The sequence below is a fragment of the Aminicella lysinilytica genome, from assembly GCF_004362975.1.
In the GTDB taxonomy this organism is placed as follows: domain Bacteria; phylum Bacillota; class Clostridia; order Peptostreptococcales; family Anaerovoracaceae; genus Aminicella; species Aminicella lysinilytica.
This window is the reverse complement of record NZ_SNXO01000040.1, coordinates 1-18,872: the sequence shown is the minus strand read 5'-3', so window position 1 is coordinate 18,872 and position 18,872 is coordinate 1. Positions and strand designations below refer to the sequence as shown.

At 47.7% G+C, this 18,872-nt stretch carries 17 protein-coding genes; 15 read left to right on the top strand and 2 right to left on the bottom strand.

Annotation, left to right across the window (positions count from 1 at the left end; translation table 11 throughout):
• The 15 genes from EV211_RS10825 to EV211_RS09065 all read left to right on the top strand — a co-directional run.
• On the top strand, positions 1 to 299 hold a 299-nt coding region (locus EV211_RS10825), incomplete at its 5' end, for a hypothetical protein (protein ID WP_207668011.1).
• Positions 236 to 1,549 (top strand): ATP-binding protein, encoded by a 1,314-nt coding sequence (locus tag EV211_RS09130; protein WP_133529128.1) that lies wholly within the window; start codon positions 236 to 238, stop codon positions 1,547 to 1,549. The genes EV211_RS10825 and EV211_RS09130, both read left to right, overlap by 64 nt.
• A 20-nt stretch (positions 1,550 to 1,569) precedes the next feature.
• Complete coding sequence (locus EV211_RS09125) at positions 1,570 to 3,255, top strand: hypothetical protein (RefSeq protein WP_133529127.1); 1,686 nt, start codon at positions 1,570 to 1,572, stop codon at positions 3,253 to 3,255.
• Complete coding sequence (locus tag EV211_RS10765) at positions 3,249 to 4,631, top strand: hypothetical protein (RefSeq protein WP_166635426.1); 1,383 nt, start codon at positions 3,249 to 3,251, stop codon at positions 4,629 to 4,631. Before EV211_RS09125 ends, EV211_RS10765 begins: the two co-directional genes overlap by 7 nt.
• Entirely contained in the window at positions 4,632 to 5,267 is a 636-nt protein-coding gene (locus EV211_RS09115; protein WP_133529126.1) for a response regulator transcription factor, read from the top strand.
• Between the two features lie 701 nt (positions 5,268 to 5,968).
• The gene (locus EV211_RS09110) at positions 5,969 to 6,469 is read left to right on the top strand and encodes a hypothetical protein (protein WP_133529125.1); all 501 of its coding nucleotides are present in this window, start codon (positions 5,969 to 5,971) and stop codon (positions 6,467 to 6,469) included.
• A 65-nt stretch (positions 6,470 to 6,534) separates the two neighbouring features.
• Positions 6,535 to 7,560 (top strand): hypothetical protein, encoded by a 1,026-nt coding sequence (locus EV211_RS09105; protein ID WP_133529124.1) that lies wholly within the window; start codon positions 6,535 to 6,537, stop codon positions 7,558 to 7,560.
• Positions 7,561 to 7,808: 248 nt separating this feature from the next.
• Complete coding sequence (locus tag EV211_RS09100; RefSeq protein ID WP_166635425.1) at positions 7,809 to 8,834, top strand: UPF0158 family protein; 1,026 nt, start codon at positions 7,809 to 7,811, stop codon at positions 8,832 to 8,834.
• Positions 8,835 to 9,085: 251 nt separating this feature from the next.
• Positions 9,086 to 9,688: a hypothetical protein gene (locus tag EV211_RS09095; protein WP_133529122.1), complete on the top strand. Its 603-nt coding sequence runs from the start codon at positions 9,086 to 9,088 to the stop codon at positions 9,686 to 9,688.
• Positions 9,689 to 9,730: 42 nt separating this feature from the next.
• Positions 9,731 to 10,261, top strand: coding sequence for a sensor histidine kinase (locus EV211_RS09090; RefSeq protein WP_133529121.1), 531 nt, complete (start codon positions 9,731 to 9,733; stop codon positions 10,259 to 10,261).
• A 9-nt stretch (positions 10,262 to 10,270) separates the two neighbouring features.
• Complete coding sequence (locus tag EV211_RS09085; protein ID WP_133529120.1) at positions 10,271 to 10,987, top strand: LytR/AlgR family response regulator transcription factor; 717 nt, start codon at positions 10,271 to 10,273, stop codon at positions 10,985 to 10,987.
• Between the two features lie 184 nt (positions 10,988 to 11,171).
• Entirely contained in the window at positions 11,172 to 12,923 is a 1,752-nt protein-coding gene (locus tag EV211_RS09080; RefSeq protein WP_133529119.1) for an ABC transporter ATP-binding protein, read from the top strand.
• Positions 12,920 to 14,653, top strand: coding sequence for an ABC transporter ATP-binding protein (locus EV211_RS09075; protein ID WP_133529118.1), 1,734 nt, complete (start codon positions 12,920 to 12,922; stop codon positions 14,651 to 14,653). Before EV211_RS09080 ends, EV211_RS09075 begins: the two co-directional genes overlap by 4 nt.
• Before the next feature lie 14 nt (positions 14,654 to 14,667).
• On the top strand, positions 14,668 to 15,732 hold the full coding sequence (locus EV211_RS09070; protein WP_133529117.1) for an aminopeptidase: 1,065 nt from the start codon (positions 14,668 to 14,670) through the stop codon (positions 15,730 to 15,732).
• Positions 15,733 to 15,738: 6 nt separating this feature from the next.
• The gene (locus EV211_RS09065; RefSeq protein WP_133529116.1) at positions 15,739 to 17,013 is read left to right on the top strand and encodes an L-cysteine desulfidase family protein; all 1,275 of its coding nucleotides are present in this window, start codon (positions 15,739 to 15,741) and stop codon (positions 17,011 to 17,013) included.
• 52 nt (positions 17,014 to 17,065) lie between these two features.
• On the opposite strand, the gene EV211_RS09060 is transcribed toward EV211_RS09065, so the two are convergent.
• Positions 17,066 to 18,160, bottom strand: coding sequence for an alpha/beta fold hydrolase (locus EV211_RS09060; protein ID WP_133529115.1), 1,095 nt, complete (start codon positions 18,158 to 18,160; stop codon positions 17,066 to 17,068).
• Positions 18,161 to 18,186: 26 nt separating this feature from the next.
• Positions 18,187 to 18,399: an AbrB/MazE/SpoVT family DNA-binding domain-containing protein gene (locus EV211_RS09055; protein WP_133529114.1), complete on the bottom strand. Its 213-nt coding sequence runs from the start codon at positions 18,397 to 18,399 to the stop codon at positions 18,187 to 18,189.
• Between the last annotated feature and the right edge of the window lie 473 nt (positions 18,400 to 18,872).

The following is an 18,872-nucleotide window of genomic DNA, read 5'->3' as shown; positions in this document are numbered from 1 at the left end:
TTCTGTTTTGCTCTGATAAAACAGAAATTAATCTTGCAAATTATTTTCTACTGGAATTTTCTTTTGCAAACTGGAAGTTAGTTTTGCAATCGACCTTCTGCGGCAGGACACATAAAGAAAAATGCAGAAAGTGGCATATACTTGCAAAATACGGTGTAAAAAGTGTAGTGAAACTACACTTTTTCATTGCAATTTTTGTTAAAGAGCGCTATACTAGATTAAACGGAGGTGTTCTATGTATAGAACTGCAATGGAAAAACTCAATGAATGGAAGAATGACAGGCATCGCAAACCTTTAATTATAGAGGGAGCGAGGCAGGTAGGAAAGACCTGGCTTATGAAGGAATTTGGCAGGCAATCTTACGGTGACACGATATATATCAATTTCGATTCCAATTCGACTATGGAGGAACTCTTTGCGTCAGATCTTGACACTGAGCGCCTGCTCATGGGACTTGAGCTTTATGCAGGGAAGAAGATAGATCCGGATAACACTCTCCTGATTTTTGATGAGATCCAGCAGGTGCCTGAGGCCCTGTCCAGCCTTAAATATTTTTATGAAAACGCGCCGCAGTACCATATTATATGCGCAGGCTCCCTCCTTGGGATCGCCCTTCACAGTGGCACGTCATTTCCGGTTGGGAAAGTCATGTTTCTGAAATTATATCCTTTATCTTTTAAAGAATTCCTGATTGCCACAGGCAACCAGCGTTTTGCTGAACTGCTGGAAAAGCAGGATTATCAGATGATAGGGAGTTTTGCTCAGACTTATACAGATATTCTCAAGCAGTACTATTTCGTAGGAGGAATGCCGGAAGCAGTGCTGAGATTTACCGAAGATAGAGATTATAATGAGGTCAGAGAAATACAGAAACGTATTCTTGAGGCTTATGAGCAGGACTTTTCAAAGCATGCGCCTAATAACACCGTGCCTAAGATCCGGATGCTGTGGAATAATATTCCATCACAACTGGCTAAAGAGAACAAGAAATTTGTTTATGGTCTGCTACGGGAAGGCGCCAGAGCTAAAGAATATGAAACTGCTATAATGTGGCTGTCGGATTGCGGAATGGTTCACAAGATCAGCCGTATCAACAAGCCGAATCTGCCCTTGAAGGCCTACGCGGATATGAAGGCGTTCAAACTGTTTGTTGTAGATGTAGGCCTGCTTGGCTGCATGGCGGGGCTCAGTCAGAAAACAATACTTGAAGGCAACGAGCTCTTCGTTGAATTTAAAGGCGCTCTGACTGAACAGTATGTTTTGCAGCAACTTGTAACGATCCCAGACTTGGGAATTTACTATTACACCAACGACCGCAACTCCTGCGAGGTGGATTTTGTCGTTGATAACGGCCAGGAGGCCATTCCTGTAGAAGTTAAGGCAGATGTCAACCTTATGGCAAAAAGCCTGAAGACATATCATGGTAAATTCGAGCCCAGGGTGTCTATCCGTACATCTATGGCAGATTATAAGGAGGAAGGCTGGCTCACGGATCTGCCCCTGTATGCCATCGAGAATCTGAAAGCCATAGCCAAAGCAGATAAATAGTGGATCGGGAGGTGCCGCCCATGTTCATCAGCAGAGAAACCAAAATTTCAGACAGCATATGCCTTGCTCTTGTTTTACTGTGCGGAATTCTGCATCTTGCCGGGCCTTATATCAGCCCGTACATTTCAGAGAACAGTATTATTTTCGTCTGCTATACAGTGGCATTTTTCATCTGGATATATCAGATAAGGCGCAGGCTCCTGCAGAAATATGTAAGGAAGTACCTCATAGGGGCTGCCTCTCTTATGATATTCTGGATGGCCATCAGAACGGTCAAATACTCTCTGCTGCCTATGCATCACGTGGGCGCCAGGTACATCTGGTACCTTTATTATTTCCCATACATATTCATTCCGCTGCTTATTATATTCGCTCTATTCTGCGTGGGTAAGGGCCAGAAGGAGGATGTGGACAGGAAGTGGAAACTCCTGTATATTCCTGCAGTGGTCATGATGCTGGGAATAATGACCAACGACCTGCACTTTCAGGCCTTCCGTTTCCCGGACGGACTCAGGGCCTGGACCGACAGCGACATGATTCGCGGGCCCCTTTACTATATAGTGACCACATGGATCATCCTGCTCTTTCTCGTTGCGATCACCCTGGCTTTCATACACTGCCGGGTGCCGGCCATCAGAAAACGCATATGGGTGCCGATGCTGCCATTTGCAGTTGGTTTCCTTTATGTTGTCCTGTATATATTAGATTCGGATATTTTCATAATACATATGTTCAGGGCTCCTGAGATCGCCTGCGTCCTGTTCGCGGCTTTCATGGAGAGCCTTATAGTGGTTCATCTTTTCCCGTCCAACGACAGTTACGGGGATTTCTGGCGGGCCTCGTCCATTGGCGCCGGTATTATGGATAATGACGGAAATCTGCGGTTTTCCTCGGGAAAATGCATACCGGTCACGGCGGAACAGGTCTATGGCGCCAAAGGCAGCCCTGCCGTCCTTGACAGGGGCGACACGGTCCTGGGCAGCAAAAAGATCCATGGGGGTTGTTGCTACTGGGTCAGGGATATTTCTGAGATCAACAGTCTGAACTCCAGGCTGGCGGATCTTGGCGATGTTCTGGCTGATGAAAACGCCATGATAGACGCGGAAAATAAAATGGAAGAAAAGCGCACGAGAACCGAGCAGCAGAGTCGCCTTTACGACAGCGTGGCGAAAGGAGTCAGGCCTCAGCTTGACAAACTGGATAATATACTCAGAAACCTTGACGATGATACAGACGAGGAGACCTTCGTTCACAGCATGGAATACGCCTGCGTGCTCAACGCCTATATCAAAAGATACTCTAACCTGATACTCATTTCTGATGGAGCAGAGGATATACCGGCGGCGGAGCTTCGTCTGGCACTGGAGGAGTCCCTGGAATATGGCGGACTTTGCGGAGCTCAGACCTGCGTGACCGGCAGCAACACGGGCAGGCTGCCTTTTGTGGCGGCGTTGCTTATGTACCGGCTGTTTGAAGAGGTTTTGGAGAGGGCCATACCCGGTGCCGACGGGATCCTCGCGGACCTGGAAACTGAAGACACCGCCATGATACATATTGAAGTGAGCCGGCCGGGAGCGCCTTTGGGGGCCGATGTCCTGGGGGAAGAAATCGCAGCCGCGGGCGGATCATTCAGTCTGGAATACTCAGAAGACGAGGAAAGAGAAATCGTCAGCCTGAGTTTTGCGAAGGGAGGCCCGGCATGCTGAACGCGTATTTTCTGATTTCACCGTTGGCCATGACCATCTACGGCATGGCGGCCATATGCATCACCGTGGCGGCGGCCTTTACGCTGGTCAACGCCTGCGCTCTCGGCCTGAAGGGGAGAAGCGTGGCGGCGGCTGTGGTCTGCGCCCTGGCTGTATTCTGCGTGCTGCAGGCCATTATCGACATTATCGGAATGATAGAACAAAACAGATCTTACATTGGACTGGCTGTTCTTGCGGGCGATCTGCCGGCCCTGGCTGTGGCTGGCATACTCATTGCCCTTGCGGGGATAGAGGCGCTGCTCATCAGGGATATCATCAACAAAAGGCGCACTATGCTCACGGGGGATTCTATCAAGGAGAGCCTGGACGATCTGCCTGACGGTATTTGTTTCTCGACAAAGAATGGACAGGTGCTTTTGATCAATGCTAAAATGAATGATATAAGCGGGCGGCTCTTCGGGTCGGTGGCTATGAATGTGAACGAATGTCAGGGGAAGCTCAATCGAGGGCAGCTGATGCCCGGTGCGCATATCATAAGTCAGGAACCTTCGATCACCGTGGTTGCCCATGAGGAGAATGTGTGGGAGATACATGTTCGGCCTTTGGATATAGACCAGGGTCAGGTAGTGGAGACTCTGGCTTTCGATGTGACCGACAGATATGAGCTGAGCCGGGAGCTGGAAAACAACAACCGCATCCTGGCCGATGTCAATAAAAGCCTGCGGGACTACAGCAGTCAGGTCCACCAGCTGGCCAGGGAAGAGGAGATACTGGCCGCCAAGACAAAAGTTCACGATGACATAGGAAGGTCGCTTTTGTCCTTCAGGGCCTACCTGGCACAGCCGGAGAGCGAGAGAAACAGAGCAGAACTTCTGCGCCTGTGGAGCCACGACATCAGAGTCATGAAAAACGAGGCAGATCCGGCGCCGCCGAAGGACGAGTGGGAGCTTTTGCAGAGCGCCGCCGAAGCCGTAGGCGTCAGGATCGTCCTGAATGGAGAGTTGCCAGGGCCGGCCAGGGAACGCAGTATTTTCATCACGGCCCTTCACGAGTGCCTGACCAACACAGTGCGCCACGCCCACGGCACCAGAGTGACTATGGATATCAGCGAGACCGGCGCCACAGAAAGCAGCGGAATTGGCGCCAGTAGCGAGGTCGGCGCCACGGAAAGCGGCGAGGTCGACCTATGCAGCGGACTCGGCGCCAGCATCACCGCCCGGATCACCAACGACGGCGATCCGCCTTCAGGGCCCATCAATGAGACTGGCGGCCTCGGAAACCTGCGCACAGCCGTAGAGCGGGCAGGTGGAATAATGGAGATCGAATACAGGCCAGAGTTTGTTTTGCGTATTACACTTCCAAGGGAGGACAGTTAGATGGCTAAGACGAGAGTAATGATAGTTGATGATCAGTATGTACCGAGGCAGCTCTTCGAGATGTATGTCCGGGGCAGCGACAATTACGAACTGGTGCAGTCGGTGGAATCGGCGGCCTTCGCGGACACTTATGTCCTGACGGGAAATGTGGATCTGGTCATAATGGACATCCTTATGAACGATGGCTCCGACGGTCTGACGGCGGCGGCCCGCATCAAGAAGTCCATGCCTAAGGTGAAGATCATAGCCGTAACTTCTATGGCCGACGCATCCTGGATGAAGAGGGCCCGGGAAATAGGCGTCGAAAGCTTCTGGTACAAAGAGGCTTCCCGGGAGACGATCCTGGAAATCATGGACCGGACCATGGCCGGGGAATCGGTCTATCCTGACAGGGCACCGAAAATGCAGATCGGCTACGCTACCAGCGATGACTTCAGCGCCCGGGAAATCGATGTGCTGAGAGTTATGACTGCCGGCGTCACCAACGCCGCCATCGCCGAGAAGCTGGGTATATCGGAGAACACCGTCAAAATGCATGTGAAGAGCATGATGGAGAAGACCGGCTGCAAAAGCCGGACTGAGCTGGCAATCAAAGCCCGCATCAGCGGCATGGTCGTAAACATAGACAACAAATGATCCGCGCTGGTATGTACCCGAAATACTGGATATCGGTATCTATGATATGTACCCGAAATATGTACCCGAGATATGTAACCAAAATACTGGACCGCGCACTATTTGTTGGTAATCAGGTCGTATACGTGCGCTCGCGCACGGATTGCCCTGTATTGAGGAACAAAGGTGCGATTTAGAGGTTTCCAAATTGATTTACGCACGTATCAGGCTTCCTCAGGACATGGAGGTGCGCGTATTGAAATTTCAACGATTAGTTGTGCACTTATAGGCGATATTAAAGGATAAGAAGTGCGTATCAGGCCTGATACACTACCAGTAAATACCAGTTGAGGATGATATACCCATTGCCGCGCACCTTGACCTCTTTGAATCGGTCAATAAGTGCGAATTTGGTTTACAATAATAATAAAATCGCACTATCGTCCTGGATATTTGCCCAATACGTGCGCGGAGCCATACTGCTGATCAATACAGACAAGGCGACGCAGGGTTATCGACTAGTTTAAAGCATTTACAAAACCATATGTCAACCATCTGAATATTTTTTATTTGAGCCAGGGAATTCCCTGGCTGTTTTTTTGTGCCTAAATATGCCTGACTAATACTTTCGGGTGTAGTGAATTCTTATTATTCTGATAAACTAACTATATAACGAAATTGTAATGGTTATCGATCAGGTATCGGAAGGGGGCGTTATATAGATGAATGATGAAGTTCAGATGGCTGTTGATACCAAACTGGGAGTCATCAGAGACTATTATGAAGTACCGGCTGCTATTGAGGGCCAGTACGATGAATTTTTGTCGGATGTAATGACCCTTGCTGAGTCGTGTTCAGCTTACATGGAATTCGAGGAGAAGTTTGCGGCCGCGGGGCTGGATCAGAAAATGACAGCTTTGATGATGAAGTGCACGCCTAAACCTCAGGAGAAAATGTCCGCCAAGGACACCATGAAGGCGGCGAAGAATGCCTATGGTACCACAGTAGATACGGGAGCCGGGAAGAAAGCCTGGCTCAAGCAGGGAATCTCCGATATCGCCGGAATGGCCCAGACGGAGGCGGAGAGCGAGATGTTCCACCAGAGCCGCGAGATGCGAGATGTTATTGAGGAAGCGCATCCGGAGCTCCATGAGGCAAGGAACACCGTGAACCAAGCCAGAACCGCGGCGTGGCATTTGTTCGGAAAGAAAAAGGACAAGTAGCCCTGCCATAGAAATTGATTTGAGAGAAGAAGAGTTAAAACGAGTTAGAAGAGAGGAAGGAAATCATGAAGAAAACATTGAGACTGACGTTGATGGCCGCAATAATCGTGACAATGATCATGGCCACAGCGGCTATAGTAAGCGCAACGACTTACAATTATAGCTATACGATCCAAAATAAGGCGGGAGATGGATCTCTTACTTTGCAGACTGACGTGAATTTAAGCCAGGTCTTCCGCGCAGGAAGTCCTAAGACGGTAAATTACAAGATATCTACCGACAACGGGAAAAACTTCGGAGATTATTCAGAAGTCATCACTCCTAACAACTCCACCGGAGACTCACTACATACTTATGGGCTGGCATCCTATGAGGACAGTATTACTTTTGATCAGCTAGGCGAGTATTTCTTTGATATCAGCGGTGGCCCAAGCAGCGATTCTGACTATGAATTCACCATGGCTAAGGTATATGCAAGCGCACCTTCGAAGATCCAGATTTATTCCACTCCTGACAGGATATATTTCAATAAGAAATATGTTAATTACAGGACATGTGGAACTACAGTTATAGTACAGAAGGTTGGATCTGCCTTGCAGTACTTAATAAATACAGCTTCGGGTGATGTGGCATATGTTAAGGGATTTAAGCCAAACAAGAGCTATAAGTTCGAAATAAGAAGCGGCAATTTGGTTGACAAGACTCTGAAATATACAAGTACTGCGGTGAAGAAAACTGTACCGACCGGACCATCTGTGAAACCGGTGATCAAGTCAGTTAAGGTTTCTAATTTCAAGGTCAAAAAGTTCTGGTCATACAATGACTTGGAGTGGAAGTACACTTCCTCCTACACCTTGACAGTTAAACTGAGCAAGAAGGCTTCCGGTACCAAGGGCGTTGTAGTGACACTTGGTAATGGCGAGCAGAGAAAAATCAAGGGCACAGGCAAGACATTCAAGATGGGCTTCAACAGCACTACCAACCATAGCGAGAAAGGCACCAGAATGGGAGTTGTGGTAAAGACCTACAGCAATAACACATACATGTGCTACAGCTATGATTCCAAGACTAAGAAGATAACAATCAAATAGTTGAATAGATAACATCATAATAGAGCATAATAACCAGTGAGGGGCAGATATCATTCTGCCCCTCATCAATTTATCAATAATCATTAGTTGTAGACTGTTTTCTTTAATTTTCAGTTGTTACATGATATAATTGTTAATAACAATCCTATATAAACTGTGCCATATAGACATTAGTGAATGAGCAACATAATGGGGTTGATAGAACGCCCATTTTCCAGTCATAGATTATGCAAGAAAAGAGGATGCGCATGACAAAGAAAAAGGATGTATTACTTCCGGAAATCATCTCGGAAAATTCAGAAAGACAGATATGGTACCAGGAATTTTCTAAGATAGGTTTAGACAGGCTTTCAGAAATAATGGCAGATGCACTTGTGGAAGATTATAGCCTTTGTATTAAGCTGGCCTTTAGGCTTAATGTGCCGAAAGTCAGTACTGAAGAGGCGATTGAAATGTATTCAATGCGCTTCCGCCAGGAAATGGCCATGAAATCAATAAAGACGGATAATCTGTTATACTACTCTAAATGGCTGCGACTGGGGACATCGAACAGATCACTTTTTGATCAGATGAAAGTATTTGCAATAACATACATCAGTCTGGACGATTCGATGGGAAATGGCGCTGGAGCTGAAGAAAATGACGAATTCATATTAGTTGAGGAAATGAAGGATGCGTGGAATCAGATTCGCGCTAACACTGAAAAATGCTTCGATTCGCTGACGGAAAAAGAAAGCCGAAGCATAACGGCGTTTCTTAAAAAACAGTCTGCCGGATATGACCCAAATGTTGGGCTAGATCGCTTTGGGGAACTTTTGATGTGCCTTGAGGCGTTTCGTTGGGAGGCAGAGCAACGTGAAGAGGAACGCTCAAGATGGCCGGAAATACAACTCTCCGGAATTATAGATTCATTAGAAAGCATGGCAAACTGGCAGGAATTCTGGGATCCGCAAACAAAGAAATTTATATGTATAGGGGACGATTTCGATGATGTCAGCGATGAATATCTGGAAAACTGCTACGCACTTCCAGACTCATATGAAGTCAATGAATATGGAATTATGGAAGACTTTATATACGAGCACACTACCGGTACGCTTCAGGCGCAACTGGAGGAAGCAATTCGTGGCCGCAGCGCATTCAAGCGGTTTCGCGATCTTATCGGCAGAGAGGGCATCGATACAGCCTGGTATGAATATCGTGATGAGCGACTGCGCCAGATAGCAACCACCTGGGCAGAGAATCACAACCTTAGAGCCGTTGATAATGATTGAAGCCATAGATAGTATAACAACTTCTACAATAGTCAGGTGGCAGTTGCTTTATGGCTGATAAGATGATATAATTTCAAAAAATCTTCAGCAGGTATTTACATTCTTAAGAAATAAAGGGGTACGCAATAACTATGATATGGCTTTGCGCAGAAATTGTAATAACGGGGATGGTCGCATTATTATGCGGCTTTGTTTTGATTGGGTCCGGACTGCGGCGCTCCGTGCTCACAGTCTTGGCCGCAGGTCTGGCAATGGGAATAATGTACTTCATTATTCATCTGGTGATCCGTATGGATGCTGGGCCTTACTGGTGGATGATGATATCTATGGGCGTTTTCGTCATAAGCACTGCGGCAGGCACTGCCGACAGAAGCAGGTATGGGATAGCCCTTGTGATGCTTCTGGAGGGGGCTGTCTACCTGAGTCTATGGAATATCTCTGCTTTGTTGGACGAACTGATTGGGAAATCGCCGGAAACCCTCGCCGTATACTTAGCGGTTGCCTCTGCGCTAGCCTTGATCATACTCGGATCCATCAGAAAATTCGGCCCGGATCCTGAAGGATTGAAGGGCCTGGGCGGGAACAAAAATAACGGAGTTGGCAGAGGTCCGTCAGCGGCGGCGTTGCTGCCAGCAGCAGGCCTTACCGCTTTTGCGGCATTCTCAGTGCATCTTTTGCCGTCTCTTAAGGGCACCGCAGGCATTGTCATGCTGGCTTTCTCATGGATAGCCATAGTCTGCTTCATGGTGTGGCTGAAGACTATAGCGGCATATAATGTGAGAAATGATGAGATGGATATGAACAGGGAATACATGGAGGAAATGCAGACATTCCTTAAGACCATAAGGAGTTAGAGACATGACTTCAATTTCCACGTTCATGTTCTTGACGGACTCATGAAACGCGGAGAATATCAGAAGTGCAGGGAGTACCTTGAGAGCCTCTGCGTCGATACAGAGGCGGTGAATTCATTGATTCCTATAAGCGATATGGCTATAGCCGCTCTTATCAACAACTACAGAGAAATGTGTCTGAAGAAGAGGATACCTTTGGAGTTGGATATAGAAGACAACATGTCGGGGATAGTCTGTACCGTATACGAGGCGAACAAAATAATAGGCAATCTTTTGCAGAACGCTTACGATGAGGCCAGCCTGCAGCCCGGCGGAAGTACGGCCTATGGCATAAGGCTGAACATATTCAAACGATCCGGCATGACAACCATAAGGATCTCCAACAAGGTGACTGATGTCAGTAAGATAGTTGAGATCTGTGAATTCGGTCACTCGGGCAAGTCGGGACACGACGGGATAGGGCTTAATAACATAATGCAGATAGTAGACCGCCATGGAGGCGTATTCTATTGGGAAATCAAGGAGAAGAACATAATCAATTTTATCGTTAAGATACCCAATAGAGTGGAGTAGGTGGTTCATATGGATAATTTAAAGAAACTGAAGATACTGGTGCTGGATGATGATTGGGATTCTCTGATGGCGACAGTCAGTGAGATCGGAATATATGTGGATAAGGGCAATATAGTTTATACGCAGGATCCCGGTGAGGTAATCAGTCTGATTGAGTCTGATAATGTGAATACTGCGTTTTTGGATATAGATCTGGGCGACACCAACGGATTTGATGCGGCTACCAGCATTCATATAACTCATCCCGAGGTCAATTGTATTTTTTGTACCGGTCACCCGGAATACGCCCTGGATGGATATGATTATAACCCGTTGGATTTTGTCGTCAAACCTGTAAACCTGCTGAAGCTGGAGAGAGTTTTGAAGAAGGCTGAAGCGGCCTTGTCCACATGGGAGGTCAAGCCGGTTCCTTCCGAGAAGATAGCCATATTAACAGGCGGCGGATTCCAGCTGGTAGATACTGATGATGTCGTTTATGTGGAGAAGATACTGAGAAAGGTAATTATACATACGAAGAACAATGTGGATATTTCCACCAAATACTCCATAGGTCAGCTTGAAAAGATATTTGAAGGATACGATTTTTTCAGACCTCATCAATCCTTCCTGGTACCTCTGCGTGAGATCAGAAATGTCCACGCTGAAGAGGGGATCAGAGGCTCCTTTTATATCACATTAAAGAACAGTAAGGCTAAGGTAAATCTGTCGAGAAACAACTATAAGTAGTTAAAGGAAATGATGGCTGACAGGGGAATCAAGTTCATATAGGCCGGGCGATGTGCCGTAAAATGTGCAGGATAAGCACGGTTAAGCACAGGATAGACAACCTCTCTTGAAATATTTAGAATATTGCTGATATAATCAGTAAACCAGTTAATCGCAATTCTAAATTAATAAGGGGGGTTTTATCGTGGATGATAATAAAACCGTAAAACAGATCACGAGTAACAAGGGCTCGTGGAAAAGATTCGGGTATGTGCTGTCACATGCCAGACTGCCATGGATCTGGATAGTTGTAGTACTGATAGTCAGCCTTGCAGCTACTAAACTAGAACTGTTGTTACCGCAGTACACGTCTAACCTTTTGAATGGAGATACCAGCGCCCACATGATAAAGCTGGCGCTCTTCTCTGCCGGGGCATTGTTCGTAGTAACGTTTGCCAGCAATCTGGTTCAGGGGATAGGCGAGGTGTCTATTACCAGAAATCTCAGATCTGTAGTGTGGAAACGGATACTGGGCACCAAGCCGTCAGGCTTTGGGGATACTCAGCCGGGTGAAATAATCAGTCGTGTTACTACAGATACAGAGGTTATCGGTCTGTTTATCATAAAGATACTGTATGTTATGATTCCATCGATATACTTCGCCGTTTCTGTTATTATCACTCTTTACGGCATCAACCATACGATGCTGTACTGGATGCTGGCCTGCATACCATTCTCCGTTGCGGCGACGGTAGTCTGGGGCAGATACAATTTCAGTGTCCAGGTAAAAGTCTATGAACGTATAAGTAATCTTACTCATTATCTGTCAGACCGCATAACCAAAATGCCGCTGATCAAGTCATATGGAACTGAAGAGGAAGAGGTCGCCAAGGGCGAAGAACCTATAGAAGGAATGTATAAGGCCAGAGTCGAGGCTCAGAAAGTAATGTGTGCCGGGAACATAGCCTTTAACGTAATTATGGGTTACATACCTAATGTCATCCTGATGCTCCTCGGCGCCAGCCTTATTGGAAAAGGGCAGTTGTCCTTCGGCGATTGGGTAATGTTCTTCATGTACACGAGCAGAATGACGGCCAGCATTTCCGTAGTCATCTTCGAATGGGCGGATATCAAGGGCACTCAGGGAGCTATCATGCGCGTCAGCGGAATAATGATGAATCCATCAGAGTTCGATGAAACATATCCGGAAAAGGGAGCGCCTGAAGGCGACATCGAATTACGTGATCTGCAGTTCTCCTATGGAACTAAGGAAATATTCGAGAATCTTACTATGACCATCAAGGAAGGCAAGAAAACTGTCCTGGTCGGAGGAAGCGGTTCGGGTAAGACGACACTGCTGAAATTGCTTGAGAGATTCTATGATGTCGGTGACGGTCAGATACTGTTCAACGGTAAAGATATCAATACCTACGATATCGCCGCTACCAGAAAGGCTATATCATATATATCTCAGGATGCGCCTATGCTTGGGGATACAGTCCGAGAAGCCGTGACCTACGGCGTCGGCAGAACAGTAACGGACGAAGAAATAGTCCAGGCCCTGGAAGCGGCTAGCGCATGGGATTTTGTTCAGAAAATGCCGGCCGGCATCGATTCGTCTATAGGCGATTACGGATGCAGACTGTCCGGTGGACAGCGGCAAAAGATAGCATTGACGCGAGGCCTGCTGAGAAATTCCAGGTATGTTTTGTTAGATGAGTCGACATCCAGCATGGATGCGTGCTCTGCCCTCAACGTGCAGAAGGCAATAGACAACTATATCCAGGGGCGTACCTGCATAATGATATCGAACAATGTATCTATCGTAATGGAAGCTGATGAAGTCATAGTGCTGAAGGATGGTGGAGTCGAGGCTGTAGGCGATCATGAATCACTGCTGCGGGACTCTGCTACATACAGAGAATTCTGCAGTCAGGGAAGGGAGTGTCAGTTATGAGCAAGAAGAGGAATAAGCAGATCCACATAAAATGGGGTGAATTCTTTAATATATATAAGGGACTCAAGCTTCCCTGGCTGATATTCGGTATCATGATATTCTTTGGCTTTGCCTATGGATGGGCTGTAGTAAAACAGGCGGGTCTGGAACAGGGCTTCATGAGCGGCGGAGTCCTGACCACTGATGTTATCGTACAGTACCTGATTATTTCTCTGGCCAGTATGCTGATAATGTTCATGCAGCAGTACGTGAGAGACGGGCTGTGTGTAGAACATATAAACAGAGAAATGAGAAAGAAACTATGGGGAAATCTCATCAGGATGCCGATCAAGTATTATGATAAAGAGACTCCGGAAGCCTTAGTCAGCAGAATAACCAGAGACTGTGAAAAGGCTAACAGCCTCATAGTAGAGATAGTTGGATGGATCGCTCAGCTTGCCACTCTGGTCATGGCACTCAGCGCGCTGTTCGGATACAGCAACAAACTGCTCATGCTGACAGGCCTGGCAATAATAGCGGTTGTTATCTATGGCCTGGCTATATCCAAGGTGTCATACTGGGCAAACTATATGATGCAGACATACATGTCGCCGTTCACCATGTATCTGGCTCAAAGGCTGAAGGCTTTTGAACTGATCAAAGCGTCGGGAACTGAGGACGAGGAGTTCGAGAGGGGACAAAGAGTCATAAATGATATGTACAAGGCGGACATAGCAAGCAGGATCGAGCTGGGCGTAATTGCTACATATGTAAATCTTACGAGTATAGCAAATACAGTCATCGTATATATCGGCGGAAGCATCATGATGGCAAAGGGCATCCTGGACGCGGGAGTGCTTGTGGCTTACTACAGTCTGGCATCGACGGCTATGAATGAGATAATGATGTATTTCCAGGCATACGTAAATATCAAAGGCAGCCAGGGAGGTCTGGCAAAGGTAGTAAGGATCATAGATGCTGAAAGCGAGGACGTGGATTCAGGCGAACATATAGATATACCTGATGATGATATTGCTTTCGAAGGAGTGGACTTCGCATATCCTGATGGCGCCAATGTGTTGAATAATGTTTCCTTCACCATACCAAAAGGAAAAACAACTGCCATAGTGGGTTCCAATGGAGAAGGCAAGACTACAGTGTTGAAGCTTCTTGAACGTTATTATGATCCAGGAGAAGGCAGGGTAATGTTCGGAGGCCGTAACGCAAATGAATTCAGCAAGCGCGAGTGGAGGCAGATGTTTGGCTATACCAGTCAGGACTCACAGATCCTGTCAGGTACTGTCAGAGATAATATAACCTATGGACTTAAACGTTACGTATCAGAGGAGGAACTGGATTCGATCGCAGAGAAGGCGAACCTGAAGGAACTTATACACAGCCTTCCTGACGGATATGATACATTCATAGACGACGGCGGAAGCAATTTCTCCAGCGGAGAACTGCAGAGGCTGAACATAGCCCGTACTATAGCCAAGAATCCTGAGTACATGCTTCTGGATGAGTCCACCTGCAATCTGGATCCCGATACGGAAATAGAAGTACAGGGTGCACTGGAGAAGATGATGAAAGGACGTACTATAGTAATAATAGCGCACAGCTATAATGCTATTAAGGGAGCTGACAATGTGATAGTACTCGAAGGCGGTACAGTCACATGCCAGGGAACGCAAAAGGAAGTTGAAGAGAGAAACGGATTCTTCAGGGAATTTGTTGATTCGTCAGTTATATAGACAGGGAGGTAAAAATGAGCAACAAAGTACTGAAACTTGCTTCTGTCGAAGAGTCGATACAGAATGAAGACATCAGGGAATGTTTACAGATCGTAATAGATGAAGCTGCCATGCAAAAGGCATTTATGGATATAGTAAAGATAGACGGACCGTGTCAGGCCGCTGACTATATCGTATGCGATGTAGATGGAAAGGAACTGAAAATAGAACTGGGCAAGAATTACTATGGGGAACTGGAAGAGGAACTCGTAGGAATGAAAGCCGGAGATATCAAGGGCGTATCCGGGAAAACCATAACTATGAAAAGCGTTAAACGCAAGATGGTGCCGGAGAATGTAACCGATTCGGAAAAGAAGATCAACAGGTACATAGAAGAAGAAAAGAAAGACCGACTTACAGAACTTGTTGGAATGATGACGGATTATCTTATGGAGAATTCGGAATTCGGAGATCTGTCAGAGGAGATCAACGCCATCCGAGAAGAGGAGAAGGAACTTCTGGACTCGGCTGATGAAGTGCACATTCTGGGAAAAGACACCGACATAACTTTTTCCATTAAAGGCATAGGAGCCGTCAAGTGCGACGGACGTATGAACATACCCGATGGCGAGGTGTACACTGCGCCCGTCAGAGAGTCGGTAAACGGTAAGATATCATATAATACGGCTTCGGTGGAAGGTGGATTCAAATATGAGAACATACAGTTCGAGGTACGTGACGGCAGGATAGTCAGGGCAACGTCCAATGACGATGCCCGCATAAACGAATTCCTGGATGCAGATGAAGGCGCGCGGTATTTCGGTGAGTTCGCTCTGGGAGTAAATCCGTATATTCTGTCGCCTATGAACGACACACTGTTTGATGAAAAAATCGCAGGCAGTTTCCATCTGACGCCGGGAATGTGTTACGAGGATGCTCCTAACGGGAACAGTTCGGCTAATCACTGGGATCTGGTAATGATACAGCGGCCGGAATACGGCGGCGAAGAGATATGGATAGACGGACAGCTTATCAGGAAAGACGGGATATTCACTCTGCCGGAACTTCAATATCTGAATCCTGAATATTTGGGAAGGTAATGACTGATGAAAATAACGGATGAAAAATATCGTATATATCTGGATATACTGAATAAAGAATTACTCACGGCCATGGGATGCACTGAGCCCATAGCGGTAGCATTCTGCGCGGCAAAGGCCAGGCAGATACCGGGCAGTATGCCTGACAGAGTGCTGGCTCAGGTCAGCGGCAACATAATCAAAAATGTAAAGAGCGTGATCGTGCCTAACACAGACGGAGCCAAGGGAATCGAAACAGCCGTGGCCATCGGCATTGCCGGCGGAGACCCCGGGAAAGAGCTGGAAGTCATCTCCAGCGTCACCCTTGCGCAAAAAGAACAGATGAGGGAATTTTTGTCCCGCCGTGTGATCAAGGTGGAGCCCCTGGACAGCCGTTATCCTTTGGATATCAAGATCACTGTATTCAGCGGCGACGAAAGCGCCATGGTGCATATAGTCAATGACCATACTAATATAGTTGAAATAGAGAAGAACTCCGAAACTGTAGAGCATCATGACATAGAGGATGTCAGCAAGGACGAATATGAGGAGTATATGCAGCTAAGCATAGAGGACATATACGATTTTGCAGATACCTGCGATATTGGCGATGTATGCGAACTCCTGAACAGGCAGATCGAGTGCAACGAGGCTATTTCCAGGGAAGGCATGAGCGGCGACTACGGGGCCAATGTGGGCAGTGTGATAGATGCTGAATACGGGCAGGATATTCGCGGTAAGGCAAGAGCTCTGGCCGCTGCCGGCTCTGACGCCAGAATGAACGGCTGCGAATTGCCTGTAGTCATAAACTCGGGAAGCGGCAATCAGGGCCTGACGGTTTCGATCCCGCTGATAGTGTACGCCCGGGAACTGGGCTCTCCTGCAGAGAAACTTTATCGTGCTCTTCTGATCTCCAATCTGTCAGCCATTCATCTGAAGACTGAAATCGGAAGGCTTTCGGCTTACTGTGGCGCTGTAAGCGCCGGAGCCAGCGTTGGGGCCGGCATAGCGTATCTGAAAGGCGGAGATCTGGACACTATATCTCACACCATAGTCAACGCCCTGGCCATTACGTCAGGCATAATCTGTGATGGAGCCAAAGCCTCATGCGCCGCCAAAATAGCGGTTTCTGTCGAAGCGGGCATCGTAGGATATGAGATGTACCAAAGGGGACAGCAGTTCTACGGCGGCGACGGCATCGTCTCCAAGGGAATAGAAAACACCATACGGAATATAGGCCGGCTGGGAAGCAAAGGCATGTTTGAAACGGATAAGGAAATCATCCGCATCATGTGCGACTGAATAAGTAATGCCCTCCGCAAAACTACTGACTCGTGAGTTGATGACCTGCGAGTCAGTTTTTTGCATATCTGGAGACTTCCTCGATGAAGATATCCGGGTATTTCCCGTGGATCAGGTGGTCGCTGGTCTCGGTGTCGACCCGGCGGCAGTCGTGGAGCAGGCTCGTGACCTTCTCCGCATCGGCCTCGGTATTGGCGCAACAAAGCACAGCCTCAGATGTGTCTTTGCCGGTCAGGTCGGTCTGGGGTTTGCCGTCGATCAGGTAGCCGGTCTTGGCCTTGATGTAGGTGCACGGGCAGGCGACCTCCGCCAGCATTTCCTCCTGGGACAGGCCCTCGAGCCATGTGCCTTCGTAAAAAGCCATAGCGAACTTTTTGTCAAAGTCGGCGGAATAGTACATGCCGCGCAAAAGGCTTTGCGGTATGAACCATATCTTCACCGGCTTGCCCGGGTGCCTGCGCTCCGCGCGTTCCACCTGGGGAATGATTTTGTTCTTCAGCCCGCCAAAAAGCCCGAAGAGCAAACTGTGCTTCAGATAGTAGACGTTGTAGCTCTCGCCGGGATCAGGCTGCGACATGTAGTCGTTGACGATGCAGAAATTATCCAGCCAAGCCACCGCCCTGCGCTCCTTCATTTCTTCAGGCTCCACGCAGAAGAAAGGCGCGTCCTCGATTATAAGCCCGCGGATCAGGTCTTTGTGGTAAGCGGCCAAAGCCGTGGCGAGTATGCCGCCGGATGAATGGCCGGAAACTACGCAGGGCCTGCCGATTACATTCTCGATAAACCAGGCGAAATCCTCGGTCATCTTCTCGCAGCTGTACCGCGACGGGTCGTGGCTGGATTTGCCGTGACCGTGGCAGCTTATAGAAAACACATGAAAATTTTTGCCCAGTTCCAGCAGCACTTCCATATAATCCTGCCAGGCCTGTCCCTGACCGTGGATCAACAAAAGCGGGACGGCTCTTCCGGCTCCGCCGACGCCGTAGCTGAGGACGGTGCCGCCCGGAGTGGTCACCTGCTTTTCATGGTAGCCGCAGTTCCAGACTTTGCTCATGAGTTTCTCATCTCTGTAAAGATTTTTATTGGCAAAGCGCATGATCGGCACGCCGACCACTGCGACGATTATCAGTATTATCAGTAAAGCCATAGTGATGCTTCCTTTCTTAACATAGCCTATTCCTCGTCTTCTCCGAATATGGATGCTGCCAGGCCGTTGAACCTGGATTTCGGCGGAATGGCGATCCCCTTCTTCTCATCGCCGAGGACCAGGAGCGTATCGCCCGGCTCGATGCCGAATATATCCCTGGCTTCCTTCGGAATAACGAACTGGCCGCGCTCGCCGACCTTTACAGTCCAGGCGTATTTGCCCTTTGGTGTATTTTTCATAACGTTGCCTTTCTTATGATTTATTGATGCATGTACATTGATGCTGATGATTGTGTGTCATCGAATTACATCTATGCAGATATGATTAGTATGATTTATCATATCTATCATACAACAATCGGCCGCCTCTGTCAACAGAGGGCTGTCAGGTAGCTGTATTATAGCAGTAGGGTATTGTTCCATCAATGGTACGATCCAGTGCCGCGCACCTCCTTGTTGTAATTTGGTCGTATATGTGCGCCCGCGCACGTATTGCCCTTTATCGAGGAACTAAGGTGCGATTCAGAGGTTTCCAAATTGCTTTTGCGCACGTATCCTGGATTCTCAGAGTATGGAGGTGCGCATATTAGAATTTCAACGATTATCCTCGCACTTATCAGGTCAAGTCCATATTTGTGTGTAAATTCACTTTCAAGCATATATCAAACTACCTTTATGCTGCTTTAAGCATTTTCTGTTGTTTCTCTGCTATT

What these genes read in the sequence shown, in the direction of transcription:
- EV211_RS09130 (WP_133529128.1), top strand. Translation starts at nt 236, where the DNA reads ATGTATAGAACTGCAATGGAAAAACTCAATGAATGGAAGAATGACAGG.
- EV211_RS09125 (WP_133529127.1), top strand. Translation starts at nt 1,570, where the DNA reads ATGTTCATCAGCAGAGAAACCAAAATTTCAGACAGCATATGCCTTGCT.
- EV211_RS10765 (WP_166635426.1), top strand. Translation starts at nt 3,249, where the DNA reads ATGCTGAACGCGTATTTTCTGATTTCACCGTTGGCCATGACCATCTAC.
- EV211_RS09115 (WP_133529126.1), top strand. Translation starts at nt 4,632, where the DNA reads ATGGCTAAGACGAGAGTAATGATAGTTGATGATCAGTATGTACCGAGG.
- EV211_RS09110 (WP_133529125.1), top strand. Translation starts at nt 5,969, where the DNA reads ATGAATGATGAAGTTCAGATGGCTGTTGATACCAAACTGGGAGTCATC.
- EV211_RS09105 (WP_133529124.1), top strand. Translation starts at nt 6,535, where the DNA reads ATGAAGAAAACATTGAGACTGACGTTGATGGCCGCAATAATCGTGACA.
- EV211_RS09100 (WP_166635425.1), top strand. Translation starts at nt 7,809, where the DNA reads ATGACAAAGAAAAAGGATGTATTACTTCCGGAAATCATCTCGGAAAAT.
- EV211_RS09095 (WP_133529122.1), top strand. Translation starts at nt 9,086, where the DNA reads ATGGGAATAATGTACTTCATTATTCATCTGGTGATCCGTATGGATGCT.
- EV211_RS09090 (WP_133529121.1), top strand. Translation starts at nt 9,731, where the DNA reads ATGAAACGCGGAGAATATCAGAAGTGCAGGGAGTACCTTGAGAGCCTC.
- EV211_RS09085 (WP_133529120.1), top strand. Translation starts at nt 10,271, where the DNA reads ATGGATAATTTAAAGAAACTGAAGATACTGGTGCTGGATGATGATTGG.
- EV211_RS09075 (WP_133529118.1), top strand. Translation starts at nt 12,920, where the DNA reads ATGAGCAAGAAGAGGAATAAGCAGATCCACATAAAATGGGGTGAATTC.
- EV211_RS09070 (WP_133529117.1), top strand. Translation starts at nt 14,668, where the DNA reads ATGAGCAACAAAGTACTGAAACTTGCTTCTGTCGAAGAGTCGATACAG.
- EV211_RS09065 (WP_133529116.1), top strand. Translation starts at nt 15,739, where the DNA reads ATGAAAATAACGGATGAAAAATATCGTATATATCTGGATATACTGAAT.
- EV211_RS09060 (WP_133529115.1), bottom strand. Translation starts at nt 18,160, where the DNA reads ATGGCTTTACTGATAATACTGATAATCGTCGCAGTGGTCGGCGTGCCG.
- EV211_RS09055 (WP_133529114.1), bottom strand. Translation starts at nt 18,399, where the DNA reads ATGAAAAATACACCAAAGGGCAAATACGCCTGGACTGTAAAGGTCGGC.